This is a genomic window from Streptomyces sp. NPDC003379 (assembly GCF_053589195.1).
Genome location: NZ_JBSFRK010000063.1, coordinates 1 through 12876 on the forward strand (window position 1 = coordinate 1; position 12876 = coordinate 12876).

The 12876-nt window shown below is 70.3% G+C and carries 12 protein-coding genes; 7 read left to right on the forward strand and 5 right to left on the reverse strand.

Translation table 11 applies throughout. From position 1 onward, the window contains the following. Positions 1-53 precede the first annotated feature (53 nt). The 3 genes from ACWDVB_RS36545 to ACWDVB_RS36555 all read right to left on the reverse strand — a co-directional run bounded on the left by ACWDVB_RS36545 (position 54) and on the right by ACWDVB_RS36555 (position 3804). Positions 54-1013, reverse strand: coding sequence for an aldo/keto reductase (locus tag ACWDVB_RS36545; protein ID WP_451516545.1), 960 nt, complete (start codon positions 1011-1013; stop codon positions 54-56). 58 nt (positions 1014-1071) lie between these two features. Then, positions 1072-2208, reverse strand: a complete 1137-nt coding sequence (locus ACWDVB_RS36550) for a DegT/DnrJ/EryC1/StrS family aminotransferase (protein WP_451516544.1) — start codon at positions 2206-2208, stop codon at positions 1072-1074. Between the two features lie 159 nt (positions 2209-2367). Beyond that, positions 2368-3804 (reverse strand): alkaline phosphatase, encoded by a 1437-nt coding sequence (locus ACWDVB_RS36555; protein WP_451516543.1) that lies wholly within the window; start codon positions 3802-3804, stop codon positions 2368-2370. A gap of 152 nt (positions 3805-3956) precedes the next feature. Here ACWDVB_RS36555 and ACWDVB_RS36560 point away from each other — a divergent pair, with 152 nt between their 5' ends. From ACWDVB_RS36560 to ACWDVB_RS36590, 7 genes are all read left to right on the forward strand, one after another. Beyond that, positions 3957-4880 (forward strand): aminoglycoside phosphotransferase family protein, encoded by a 924-nt coding sequence (locus ACWDVB_RS36560; protein WP_451516542.1) that lies wholly within the window; start codon positions 3957-3959, stop codon positions 4878-4880. Positions 4881-5198: 318 nt separating this feature from the next. Beyond that, entirely contained in the window at positions 5199-6245 is a 1047-nt protein-coding gene (locus ACWDVB_RS36565; RefSeq protein ID WP_451516541.1) for an inosamine-phosphate amidinotransferase 1, read from the forward strand. A 79-nt stretch (positions 6246-6324) separates the two neighbouring features. After that, a complete protein-coding gene (locus ACWDVB_RS36570) occupies positions 6325-7170 on the forward strand; it encodes a glycosyltransferase (protein WP_451516540.1) in 846 nt (281 codons plus the stop codon). Between the two features lie 11 nt (positions 7171-7181). Then, positions 7182-7781, forward strand: coding sequence for a streptomycin biosynthesis protein StrG (locus ACWDVB_RS36575; RefSeq protein WP_451516539.1), 600 nt, complete (start codon positions 7182-7184; stop codon positions 7779-7781). A 64-nt stretch (positions 7782-7845) separates the two neighbouring features. Further along, complete coding sequence (locus ACWDVB_RS36580) at positions 7846-9003, forward strand: dTDP-dihydrostreptose--streptidine-6-phosphate dihydrostreptosyltransferase (RefSeq protein WP_451516538.1); 1158 nt, start codon at positions 7846-7848, stop codon at positions 9001-9003. 17 nt (positions 9004-9020) lie between these two features. After that, positions 9021-10055, forward strand: coding sequence for an NAD-dependent epimerase/dehydratase family protein (locus ACWDVB_RS36585; protein ID WP_451516537.1), 1035 nt, complete (start codon positions 9021-9023; stop codon positions 10053-10055). A 43-nt stretch (positions 10056-10098) separates the two neighbouring features. Further along, the gene (locus ACWDVB_RS36590) at positions 10099-10893 is read left to right on the forward strand and encodes a glucose-1-phosphate cytidylyltransferase (protein WP_451516536.1); all 795 of its coding nucleotides are present in this window, start codon (positions 10099-10101) and stop codon (positions 10891-10893) included. A 17-nt stretch (positions 10894-10910) separates the two neighbouring features. Here the strand turns inward: ACWDVB_RS36590 and ACWDVB_RS36595 are convergent, their stop codons facing one another. Further along, a complete protein-coding gene (locus tag ACWDVB_RS36595) occupies positions 10911-12197 on the reverse strand; it encodes an NAD(P)H-dependent oxidoreductase (RefSeq protein WP_451516535.1) in 1287 nt (428 codons plus the stop codon). Continuing rightward, positions 12194-12742: a dTDP-4-dehydrorhamnose 3,5-epimerase gene (gene rfbC, locus ACWDVB_RS36600; protein WP_451516534.1), complete on the reverse strand. Its 549-nt coding sequence runs from the start codon at positions 12740-12742 to the stop codon at positions 12194-12196. The genes ACWDVB_RS36595 and rfbC overlap by 4 nt, the downstream gene beginning before the upstream one ends. Positions 12743-12876 lie beyond the last annotated feature (134 nt).

Here is a 12876-nt window from a genome sequence, read left to right on the forward strand (position 1 = left end):
CCGGCCCCCGCGCCCCCCCCCCGCCCCCCGCCCCCTCCCCACAGGGCGACCGGTCACACTCCGGGAGGCGCCCCCGTGCCGTGCTCCAGCCACTCGCACTCCGCCTCGTCGAGCCGGTGCCCGGCCGCCGTCATCGAGTCGCGCACCTCTTCCGGCTGCCGGGGCCCGATCAGCGCGACGACCGGGAAGGGCTGGGACAGCGTCCAGGCGAGCGCGATCCCCGTCGACGAGATGCCCTTGCGCTCGGCGAGCGTCCGCGCCCGACGCAGCCGCTCCGTGTTCGTCTCGCTGTACCAGCTCTCCGCCAGGGGATGCGTACGCAACTCGGCCGGGTCCGCCAGGGCGTGAGCGCCCCGCCCCTGACTCGCCCACGGGTACAGCGTCAACCCGCTCCCGGCGAGCCAGGACCGCCAGCGGGCGTCGTGGGCGCTCACCGTCCCCGGATAGATGGGGTGCACCATGTCGATGAGGCTGAACTGGTTGCTCAGGCCCGCGGGGGCCGAGAGGCCGTGCTCCCGGGCGTAGGAGACGGCCTCCTGAAGCCGCTCCAGCGACCAGTTCGACATCCCGTAGGCACCGATCAGACCGCGCTCCACGAGATCGGACAGAACGGTCACGAACTCACCGACCGGCACCTCAGGGTTGTCCCGGTGCAGCATGTACAGGGCCGCGCCGCCCCTTTCCATCCGGTCGAGGCTCTCGGCCAGCTGCGCCTCGACCCGGTCCGGCAGACACTCCGGCGTGTGCGCGCCCTTGGCCAGCACCCACACCTCCTTCTCGACACCACGGGACTTCGCCCAGGCCCCGAAGGCCCGCTCGCAGCAGCCGGGGCCGTACGCGTGCCCGTACAGCCACGCGGTGTCGAAAGCGCGGCCACCGTTCTCCCAGTACGCGTCGTACACCGGGAAGGCCCGCTCGTTCTGTCCGAAGGCGGAGGTGCCGAGCAGCAGCGGAGGCCCGGGATCGACGGCCGGCCAGGCCCCGGCGGGGACGGACAGCGGGACAGAGGACATGTGCTCTCCTGATTCTCCTGATGGCATCTGGTGGCACCCCTGGGTCACCACGACGGGCTCACGGCGAGAACGCCCTGCGGACCTCGTCCGCGATGTGGTCCAGGTGCTGCTCCTCGAGGCCGGGGTGCGAGGGCAGCGCGAGCAACTCCTGCGACAGCCGTTCCGACACTGGCAGCGACACCGACCCGTGCTCGGCGAAGGCGGGCTGCTTGTGGAGCGGGAACGGGTAGCGCAGCAGGACCGGAACGCCCCGGGACCGCAGGGTCGCCGCGATCTCGGCCGCGGGCGGCCGCCCGTGCCCGGGGACCGCGCGCACGACGTACTTCCAGAAGGCGTGGACGGTGTCCTCCGGCTCGACGGGCAGTTCCAGACCCTCGACATCCGCCAACCGCCCGGACAGGTGCCCGGCATTGCGCCTGCGCGCCTCGACCATCTCGGCCAGGCGGGAGTGCTGGCTGAGGCCGATCGCGGCCTGCACCGCGGTCAGCCGGTGGTTGTACCCCACCTCGTGGGCCCAGATCAGACCGGGGCGGCCTTCGATGGGGCCCTCGCCATGGCTGCGCAGCCGTCGGACGCGCTCGGCGTACACGGGGTTGTCCGTCAGTACGGCGCCGCCCTCGCCGCCGGAGGTGATCACCTTCTGTTCGAAGAGGCTGACGCACGCCAGATCGCCGAAGCCGCCCACCGGCCGTCCGCCGATGGCGGTGCCCAGCGCCTGCGCCATGTCCTCCACCAGCGGGACACCGGCCTCCGTGGCGAGAGCGGACAGGGCGCTCATGTCGGCGGCGACGCCGTTGATGTGCACCACGATGATCGCCTTGGTCCGCTCGGTAAGCAGGGACTTCACCGAGTCCGGGTCCAGGCAGTGGGTGTCGGGGGTGACATCGGCGAAGACCGGGCGGGCCCCGAGATAGGTGATGGGGCTCGCCGAACCGATGAAGGTGTGGGCCGGCACGATCACTTCGTCGCCCGGGCCCACATCGAGGGCGTGCAGCGCCAGATGGACCGCTGCGGTGCCCGTGGACACCGCGACCGCGTGCTCGACCTGCTGGCCGGCGGCCAGCGCCCGCTCGAATTCCTCGACGACGGGATTGCCCTGTCCCACCAGACGGTTGGACCGCAATGCCGCGACCGCCGCCTCGATGTCTTCGTCCGAGAGCTGGGGCCACCGGGGTAATTGCTGGGAAGAACTCAAAGTACACACCCTTCATATCCATGGAGGTCCATGGAGGACTTTCCGCAGGGGCGGAGATCCGCTTCCGCCGGACCATGCTGAAGGTGGTGCCATAATTCTTCAACCCGGGCCGTGCGGAGGGGATTTCGCTGCAGTAATCGGAGACCGGGGCCGCCGAATTCACGCTCGGCGAAGGCCGAGAGCGGCGCGCACCGTGCTGAACAGCGCGGTGTTCTCGTGGACGCCGAGGACGCGGTGCGCCAGCGGCCCGCGCGCGGCGACCCGCACCGGCACGCCCGTGTGTTCCTGTACCTCGCCCGGGGCAGCGCTCGCGTACCCGAGTTGCATGTGCGAGCCCTCGTCGGTGACGAGCGTCGAGGACAGGCCGGGCGGGCGCGCCTCCGGGGGCAGGATCTGACCCGCGTGCCCATGGTCGGCCGTGACGACGACGAGCGTACGGGGATGGCGCTGCGCGTACGTGAGTGCCGCGGCCACGGCACGGTCGAAGGCGAGGGTCTCACCGATCTGGCCGCAAGGATCGGCGTCATGGGCCCGGTCGTCGATCGAGGCACCCTCGACCTGGAGGAAGAACCCCTTGTGGGAAGGGTCGAGGGGGCCGCCCGGGCCGGCGCCGGGCCGCTCGCCGCGAGCCGTCAGCAGTGCCAGAGCGGCCTCGGTGGACTCCTCCAGGGACGGCGTGCCGGCCGGACGTGCCGGGTTGCCCTCGACGCACCGCTGGGGCGGCGTGCCGCCGGCCGACGCCGGGGTCCCCGTCCACTCCACCGGCACGGTCTCGGGTGCCCAGAGCCCGAGCACCGGCCGGTCCGGGCGTGCCGCCCGCAGACCGGTGCGGTCACGTACGACCTGATAGCCCCTGGCGCGCGCCTGATCCAGGACCGAACGGCCCCTCAGCGGCCCCTCGGTGACCTCCTGGGCGAACACGTCCGCCCCGCCGCCGAGGAGCACGTCCGGCCGCAGGGCGACCGTCTGTTCCGCGATGGACCCGGCTCCGCCGCGTGCCCAGGTGTCCGCCGGGCATGCCGCCATGTCCGCCGGGCCCTTGCACGAGCGGTCGGTGACGTGGGCCGTGAGCGCGGCGGGGGTCGCGTCGGCCAGCTGTGCCGTGGTGACGTTTCCGGTGGCGTATCCCTGCCGCTGGGCCAGCTCCAACAGGGTGGGCAGCGGCTCGTTGGTGTCCGGTGTCCTGGAGACCCGCCCGTTGACCGTCTTGTGCCCGGTGGCCCACGACGTGGCCCCGGCGGCGGAGTCGGTGACGTAGTCGGGGCGGCCTCGCTCGTTCACCGCGGAGGTCAGGGACGATCCGGTCATCGCGGGCCGGTCCATCGCGAGCCTGCCCTGGGCGCCGACGGCGTAGTTGCGCGCGGCGGTGATCTCCGAGTCACCCATGCCGTCGCCTATAAGGAGGATTACGTTCTGTGCCGCAGGGAAGGGCCGGGAAGCCTTCGCGACCGGTCCGGGCGGAGGGGCCGCGGAGGACACGGTGACCGACGTCAGCAGGGCGGCGGTGGCCGCGCCCCACCGACGCAGCCACCGCCTGTCCCGCCGCGCCGCATTGACCGGCCCTCCGGTTCGGCGGTCCGGAAACGCTGCTGTCATCGCTCAACTCCCTTGGGAAAGTGGCCTCGTGAACGGCGGCGACGGTATCGGCCCCCGATGGCGGCCGCACCACCGTGTCCGGCGGCGTTGGCACCCGCCGATGTCGGGTAGCTTGCGGCGGGTAACACAACTTCCGTTGAAGGATTTGCGATATGGGCACGTCAGAAGCGATCGAGATCCCGGAACACCTGGCGGCGTCGTACGCCAGGGGATTCGGCGAGGAGGGGAGGGCCTGGATCGCAGGGCTGCCGGCACTGGCCGCGGCGTTCCTGGACCGGTGGGAGCTGGTGCGTGACGGTGCGGCCGGGGCCGGGGAAGCCTCACTGGTGCTGCCGGTGTTACGCAAGGACGGCACGCGCGCGGTCCTCAAGCTGCAGCTGCCACGGGAGGAGACCACCGCCGCCCTCATCGGCCTGCGCACATGGAACGGCGCCGGCACGGTACGGCTGCTCGACCACGATCCCGGCACCAGCACCATGCTGCTGGAGCGGCTGGACGGGGCCCGCACCCTGGCCTCGCTCGACGACGACGACGTCGCCACGGGCATCCTCGCCGAACTGCTGGCGCGGCTGGTCGCCGTCCCCGCGCCGAAGGGCCTGCGCGGTCTCGGGGACATCGCCGCCGACATGCTGGAGCGGGTGCCGCGCGCGGTCGCGGCCCTGAGCGACCCGGCCGACCGGCAGCTGCTGCGGGGCTGGGCGTCGGCGGTGGCCGAGCTGATCGAGGAGCCCGGCGACCGGATGCTGCACTGGGACCTGCACTACGACAACGTGCTCGCCGCGGAGCGTGAGCCGTGGCTCGCCATCGACCCCGAACCGCTCGCGGGCGACCCCGGGTTCGACCTGTGGCCCGCTCTGGACAGCCGGTGGGACGACGTCGTCGCCAAGGGTGACGCCGAGCGTGTGGTGCGGCGCCGCTTCGACCAGCTCACCGAGGTCCTCGGGCTGGATCCCGCGCGTGCGGCCGGCTGGACGCTGGGGCGACTGCTGCAGAACGAGCTGTGGGACATCGAGGGCGGCAGCACCGCACTCGCCCCGTCATCGGTCGCGATGGCGAAGGCACTCCACAACCGCTGACCCGGAGCCGGATCCGGAAGAGATGACGTCGAACGAATCGGCGGTGCCACACGGCACCGCCGATTCGGCTTTTCCCGGGAGAGTTTCGCGTTCGACTGCCGAGAATCCCCAGTCGAACACCGGCCGCACTCGCCGACGGGCACTCAACTTCGCTATGGTTACCGCGAATTGAATGGCGGCTCGCAAAACCCAGCAGAAACGGTTGCCCGCGAAGTCGACCGATTGGCCGCCGAAGTCATCGCTCCTCGGCCGCCGGGACAACTCCCTTTCGTTCCCGGAGCCTTTCCGTATTCATGCCGACAGTCAATGAGGAATGCCATGAGTCTGGTCAGCGTGCACAACGAATGGGATCCGCTGGAGGAGATCATCGTCGGAACGGCTGTGGGTGCGCGGGTTCCCCGGGCGGACCGCAGCGTGTTCGCCGTGGAGTACGCGGGGGAGTACGACAGCCAGGACCAGGTGCCGTCCGGGCTCTACCCGGACCGGGTCCTCAAGGAGACCGAGGAGGAGCTGCACGTCCTGTGCGAGGAGCTCACCAAGCTCGGCGTCACGGTCCGGCGTCCTCAGCAGCGCGACAACTCCGCCCGGATCACTACCCCCGACTGGCAGACCGACGGCTTCCACGACTACTGCCCGCGCGACGGTCTGCTCTGCGTGGGCGAGACGATCATCGAGACGCCGATGGCGTTGCGCGCACGCTTCCTCGAATCCCTGGCGTACAAGGAGACCCTGCTCGACTACTTCGCCAGCGGCAGCCGGTGGCTCTCCGCGCCCAAGCCGCGGCTCACCGACGCCATGTACGAGCCGACCGCACCCATGGGAGAGCGGCTGCGGAACCAGGAGCCGGTGTTCGACGCGGCCAACGTGCTCCGCTTCGGCACCGACCTGCTGTACCTGGTCTCCGACAGCGGCAACGAACTTGGCGCCACCTGGCTCCAGTCGGCCGTCGGCGATGCCTATACGGTGCACCCCTGCCGCGGCCTGTACGCCTCCACGCATGTCGACTCCACGATCGTGCCGCTGCGTCCCGGCCTTGTCCTGATCAACCCGGCGCGGGTCAACGACGACAACATGCCCAGCTTCCTGCGCTCGTGGCAGACCATCACCTGCCCGGAGCTGGTGGACATCGGGTTCACCGGTGACAGGCCGCACTGCTCGGTGTGGATCGGGATGAACCTGCTGGTGGTCCGCCCCGATCTGGCCGTCGTGGACCGCCGTCAGACCGGGCTGATCAAGCTGCTGGAGAAGAACGGCATGGACGTACTGCCGCTCCAGCTCACCCACTCCCGCACCCTCGGCGGCGGCTTCCACTGCGCCACGCTGGACGTCCGGCGCTCGGGCTCCCTGGAGACCTACCGGCCGTGACGTCCTGTCCGGGCCCGCGGCGGACCCCCCGGCCGCCGCGGGCCGACCAACTCCCCGACTGACAGGAGGTTCGACCAACGTGATCGGTTACGGAGTCTGCGTCGGCCCGTCCGACCTCTTCGACCGCATCTGCCGCCCGGGCATCGAGCGCGTACGCACACCCGGCAGCCCGCTGTTCACCATGCGCGGCCAACGCTCCATGTTCGAGGCGTACAACGCCATGTTCGACCAGGCGGCCGCCAACTCCGAGGTCACCGGACTGGTGATGCTCCACGACGACGTCGAACTGCGGAAGAACCCTGTCGACGTGGTCGGCCCGGTCTTCGAGGACGACTCCGTGGGCATGCTCGGATCCCTCGGTGGCTCGGACACCGTCTCCCTGGCCTGGTGGAACGAGAAGGCGACCCGGCGCGGACGCGTCACCGACTACGACAAGGTGCACGATCACGGCTCGGGCCTGCACGAGGTGCACGCGGTGGACGACGTGATCCTCTGCGTCAACCGCTGGGTCATCGAGAACGTACGCTTCCCGGCCGGCCGCTACCGCGGCTTCGAAGGGCTCGGCGTCATCCTCGCCTCCCTGGTGCGCGACGCCGGCAAACGCGTCGTCGTCCAGGACCTCCAGGACGTGATGCACCACAACGAAGGCCGCGGTTTCAACGGTCTGCGGGACTGGCGCCACAACGAACTGCGGTGGCAACGGCAGTTCTTCGACCTCAGCCCGCTGGAGCGGGTGGGGAGCTGCCTGGAGGAACTGACCGTGCCGACGATCCCGCTGCGGATCGCCGCCCGCCGCCTGGCGCTGCGCGCGACCGGCCGGGGATTCGAGGTGAGCGACGGGGAGTCCGGCGACCCGGCGGTCGACGAGCTGGTGGACGACTGGTACCGGCGGTGCACCCGGCTCCGCGGCCGGATGAAGGTGTGAGGAGGGGCGCCATGGCGACATACACACGTCTGCGTTACGACGTCACGAACATTCCGATCGCCCCGTACGTACGCGAGATCCTGGCGGTGGACGACCTCGAGAAGCTCGCGGCGAGCGACCGGGTGGCGACCCGGGAGAGCGACCAGAGCACGGACCATCACAGACGGTTCTACGACAACTTCGACGCCATCGCGCCGATCTACCGCAAGCTGGCCCAGGAGATCCTCGGCCCCGACGCGGAGAGCCACTACGTGCAGCGCGTCCCGACCTTCCGGGTGCACCTGCGCAACTCCCTCGCCGTCGGCGAGTGGCACCGCGACCGCGACTTCGGGCACCACCCCGCCGAAGTCAACTACTGGGTGCCGCTCACCAGGGCGTACGGCAACAACACCCTGTGGATCGACCAGGAGCCGGTGACCGCCGAGTACGGCGATGTGATCGTCTTCGACGGCGCCAACTCCTGGCACGGCAACGTCGTCAACGACACCCCCACCAGCCGGGTGAGCATGGACTTCCGCACCATTCCCCGCGCCGACTACCGCCCCAACGAGAAGAAGTCGATCTCGTTCGGAATACCGTTCCTGCTCGGCGAGTACTGGGACATCCTCTGATCCCACCGCCGCCCTGCGGGCCATGAAATGTCCGCGTTCCACAGCCTGATGCCATGGGGTCAGTATGCAGACGCACGCGCATTCCACTCCGGAGCCCACAGCGGGGCCCTCCTACGACGAGGCCCTGCTGTCCGAGGACGAGCGGTTCCAGAAGTTCCTCGCCGAGCTGCCGGCCGACACCCCGGTCTGGTTCTGTTTCTTCTCCTCCGGACTGCTGCACGTCATCCAGCACTTCCTTCGCTTCGTGCCGCAGGGCCTGAACTTCGCCTTCGTCAGCAGCGGGCTGACCGCGCAGGAGATCGCCCTGCGCGACACCATGAGTGACGGCCTGCCCGCCTTCGACCTGGACGAAGGGATCGGCAGCCACGAGATCTTCGAGTTCCTGCTGCGCAACCTCGACCGGCCGTACGGCATCGTGGACAGCGACTGCTTCGTCGCCGACGCGGACTGGTTCACCCGCTGCATGGACGGCCTGGGGCCGGGGGTGGCCGTCAGCAGCCCCCTGAGCTACGGCCCGATCCCGCTCGCAGCCCCGCCGTTCATGGCGCTCGACCCGGCGGCCCGCCCCGAGATCGAGCGCGCCATCGGCGGACCCGTCTCCCCGGCCGCGTACTCCTACACCCCGCCGGGCCCGGAGAAGGAGATCGACGGCGCCATGGTGCGCCTGATCGAACCGCACCACGAGGAGGCCCTCGCCAAGGTGCTGGCCCTGGAGGAGCGTCGACTGCCGTTCCCCCAGGGCGGCCTCCTCGACGTCCTCGACGACGGCCGCGAGGTCCGCAGCCACGAGCGGTACCACCACGCGCAGAACGGGAACAGCGTCATCCGGGTCGTCTTCGACGGACTGATGTTCTACCAGCTGATGGCGCTCGCCGCGGGGTGGCGCATCACCCACTTCCACACCTTCCCCGGCACGAAGGTGTTCGCACCGCAGATGGTGCACGCGGGCGGCATCTCGTACTGGCACCGGCTGCGGCCCAGCGAGATCGCCGCAGGCATCCACGAACTGCCCTGGTCGGCGCATATGGACGCGCTGCTGCTCCAGCAGTTCAACACCAGGCTCGACGCCCCCGCCTCGTACCGCGCCCGCGGGGACCGCCTCGCGGCCAACCTGCGCCAGTCGGCGACATCCCTTGAGCAGCTGCGGGAAGAGCTGCACGGCAAGTTCACCGCGTCCGGTGTGGACGTGAGCGACCCGCGCTGGCGCGCGGTACTCGACTGACGAGGGAGTACAGACCCGTGCGCATCCTGCTCACCGGACACCAGGGCTACCTGGGCACCGTCATGGCCCCCGTCCTGACCGCGGCCGGCCACCAGGTCACCGGCCTGGACAGCGGCCTCTTCGCCGCCCGCGTCCTCGGCACCCTGGACGCCCCCGACGTTCCGGGAGAAGCCTTGGACCTGCGCGACGTCAGCGCGGAGACGCTCCACGGCCTCGACGGCGTGGTGCACCTGGCCGCCCTCTCCAACGACCCGCTGGGCTCCTTGGACCCGGACCTCACCCATGCCATCAACCACCACGCCTCCACCCGCCTGGCACGGCTGGCCAAGGAGGCCGGGGTCCGCCGTTTCGTCTACGCCTCGACCTGCTCCGTGTACGGCGCCCAGCCCGGTGACGAGCCGGTCGACGAGGACGCCCCGCTCAAGCCCGTCACGCCGTACGCGGTCTCCAAGGTGCGGGTCGAGGACGACCTCGTGGAGCTGGCCGACGCCGACTTCGCCCCTGTCTTCCTGCGCAACGCCACGGCCTTCGGCTTCTCCCCGCGGCTGCGCTCCGACATCGTGCTCAACAACCTGGTCGGCCGGGCACTGCTCACCGGCCGGGTCACCGTCCTGTCCGACGGCACGGCGTGGCGCCCGCTGGTCCACGCCGAGGACATCGCCCACGCCGCGGTCGCCGCCCTGGCCGCCCCCGCCGAGACGGTGCGGGGCCGGGCCTTCAACATCGGCAGGCAGGAGAACAACCGGACGGTCGCCGAGATCGCCCGGGCCGCCGCGGCGGCGGTGCCCGGCTCCAGAGTGGAGATCACCAACGAGACCGGCAACGACCCGCGCTCCTACCGGGTCGACTTCACCCGGGCGCGGACCGAACTGGGCCACCGGGCCCGCTGGAGCATCCCGGACGGCGCGGCGCAGCTGGCCCGGGAGTACCGCCGACGCGGGCTCACCCGTATCACCTTCGAGGATGACTTCACCCGCCTCGCGGTGCTCGCGCGCCGCCGGCGAGAAGGCTCACTCGACGAGAGTCTGCGGGTCCGTGCCGCGCGTACCTGACGCACACCGAGCATCGCGCCGACATCGGTCGAGGAGGGACGCAGTGAACCCAGACATACCCGTGGTACTCCTGTGCGGGGGATACGGCACCCGCATCCGGGAGGCCAGCGAACGCCTGCCCAAGGCCATGGTGGACATTGGTGGCCGCCCGATCCTGTGGCACATCATGAAGATCTACAGCCACTACGGCTTCCGCCGGTTCGTGCTGTGCCTCGGATACAAGGGCTGGGCCATCAAACAGTTCTTCCTGGACTACCGGGCCCAGATGTCGGACTTCACCATCGCGCTCAGCGACGAGCACCGGCTCCGTTTCCATGACGACCGGGCCGACGAGAACTGGGAGATCACCTTCGCCGAGACCGGCCTGAACACCGCCACCGGCGCGCGGTTGCGCCGGGTGCGGCGCTACGTCGACACCGACCACTTCATGATGGGCTACGGCGACGGCCTCGGGAACATCGACCTCGCGGCGCTGGAGAAGGAACACCGGGACGCGGGGCGGATCGGCACGGTCACCGGCATCCACCCGACGTCGAAGTTCGGTGAGATGGACGTCACGGGCACCGAGGTCCTGGAGTTCAACGAGAAGCCCACACAGGTCACCGGCTTCGTCTCGGGCGGCTTCTTCATGTTCCGCCGGGAGTTCCTCGACGAGTACCTGGACGACGATCCGGGGCTGTGGCTGGAGAGCGCGCCCTTGCAGCGGCTGGCCAGGGACGGGCAGTTGACCCTGCATGCCCACGACGACTTCTGGTGCGCCATGGACACCTACAAGGACTACCAGCACCTGGGTGAGCTGTGGGCGGCCGGCAACGCTCCCTGGAAGGTGTGGGAGTAGCCGGCCGCCCGGCCAGGTCAGGCGGGGAACAGCTCGTTCTGTTCCCCGCGCAGCTCATCGATCAGCCGCCCCGATGGCAGCCGCACGTCGTCATAGGTGAGCACCTCGTCCTTGCCGATGTCATTGAGCAGCACGCACCCTTCGGCCAGCCCCATGGGGAGCAGCCCCAGGGCACGGGTGGCGGCATGGGTCTCGGCGACGCCGTACGTGTCGTATCCGCCGAGGCCGTCGACGACCGCCCCGGCCCGCAGATCGCGCTTGGCCGTGGCGACCACGTCCACGCGCGGACCGGCCGGCGCGGTCAGCGCCGCGTCGGCGAAGTCGATGGCGCGCGCGATGGTGTGGGGGACCTCGAAGTGGCAGAGGTGGTACGGAGTGTAGAAGCTGTACAGCGGCCCCTTGCCGAGCTTGTACAGCTCCAGGTAGTGCCGCTGCCGGGGGTCGTCGTGGGTGCCGATCACATACACACCCGGGCCCGGCCTGGCACCGACCACGTAGTCGACGACACCGCCGAGCCCGCGCAGTTCGTCGAGGTCGTAGACGTCGGTCAGCTCGTCGACATGGCCGTGGTGCTCGCGCCCGTACATCCCGCGCCGACCCACCGTGAAGCCATGGGCATTGGCCACGATCGCCTGCTCGAAGGAGACCTTCGTGCCGTCGGCGAAGCTGGTGACCATGTGCACGTTCTGGCCCCAGCGCTCGGCGAAGCCCCGCTGGGTGGTGGGCGTGCGGTACTCGTCCTGGAGGCCCTTGACGTTGCCGGCGACCAACGGTGTCACGCCGAGGCCGCGCACGAAGCGCAGCAGATTGCCCTGCACACCGGGCTGATCACCGTCGGCGCCGGTCAGGACGGTCCCGGCCTTGCGGGCGCGATGGGCGAGCAACGGCCCGACGGTCCCGTCGAGCTCCGCGTTCATCGTCACCACGGGCAGACCGCGCTCGATGGCGGCGACGGTGACGTGGGCACCGAACTCCACGGCGCCGGTGACATCGACCAGGCAGTCGATCCCCTCGGCGGCGAGCAGGGCGAACGCGTCCTCGGTCACCGCGGTGCGCCCGGCGGCCACGGCCGCCTCGACCTGGGCCGCGGTGGTCGCGCGTACCGGCTGGACACCCGCCTCCGCGCAGGCGCGTTCGGCGGCCTGGAGGGTGCGGTTGGCGATCGCCGCCAGTCGCATGCCGGGCACCGACCGGACGATGTGGAGGGCCAGTCCGCGCCCCATGAACCCGGCGCCCACCATGCCGACCCGGATCGGCCGGCCCTGCTCCGCGCGACGACGCAGCGCGGTGTCGACGATGATCATCGCGCAGCCACCGGAACGTCGGCCAGCAGCGGCCAGCCGCCGTCCTTGTCCGACACCACCTCCACCGGCACGGGCCACTCCACGGCCAGCGCCGGATCGTCCCAGCGCAGGCCCCGCTCGGCGCCGGGGGTGTACGCGGTGGAGACCTGGTACAGGGTCTCGGCTTCGTCGGTCAGCGTCAGATAGGCGTGCGCGAAATTCCTGGGGACGTGCAGGGCCAGGCGGTTGTCGGCGGTCAGTTCGGTGCCGAAGTGCCGTAGAAAAGTGGGGGAGTCGGGCCGAAGGTCGACGATGACGTCGTAGACGGCCCCCCGGACGCAGCGGATCGTTTTGGCCTCCGCGTTCGGCGCCAGCTGGTAGTGGAATCCGCGAAGGGTTCCCCTGCGGTGATTGAACGACAGGTTGCCCTGTGCCACGGTCGGTTCCAGTCCGGCCCGCTCGAATTCCTCCCGGCAGAATGAACGGGAGAAGAAACCCCGGTCGTCCTTGTGTCTTTCGAGTTCGATGAGTGCGGCGCCGGCCAGGGGAGTTTCATGGATCAGCACAGTTGACTCTCCGGTTCGTTGGCTTCCCGGTGGACACCCGAGGCTAGGGGGAATTCCGGCGGTCGGGCGAGCGGCCGCCAGGGAACGACGTTCGACTGCTTACCTTGCGCACTCGAACAGCGGGAGGCAGCGGC

Bases quoted from the DNA above. Each gene is read 5' to 3' on its own strand.
- ACWDVB_RS36560 (WP_451516542.1), top strand. From the start codon at position 3,957: ATGGGCACGTCAGAAGCGATCGAGATCCCGGAACACCTGGCGGCGTCG.
- ACWDVB_RS36595 (WP_451516535.1), bottom strand. From the start codon at position 12,197: ATGATCATCGTCGACACCGCGCTGCGTCGTCGCGCGGAGCAGGGCCGG.
- ACWDVB_RS36555 (WP_451516543.1), bottom strand. From the start codon at position 3,804: ATGACAGCAGCGTTTCCGGACCGCCGAACCGGAGGGCCGGTCAATGCG.
- ACWDVB_RS36575 (WP_451516539.1), top strand. From the start codon at position 7,182: ATGGCGACATACACACGTCTGCGTTACGACGTCACGAACATTCCGATC.
- ACWDVB_RS36565 (WP_451516541.1), top strand. From the start codon at position 5,199: ATGAGTCTGGTCAGCGTGCACAACGAATGGGATCCGCTGGAGGAGATC.
- ACWDVB_RS36545 (WP_451516545.1), bottom strand. From the start codon at position 1,013: ATGTCCTCTGTCCCGCTGTCCGTCCCCGCCGGGGCCTGGCCGGCCGTC.
- ACWDVB_RS36580 (WP_451516538.1), top strand. From the start codon at position 7,846: ATGCAGACGCACGCGCATTCCACTCCGGAGCCCACAGCGGGGCCCTCC.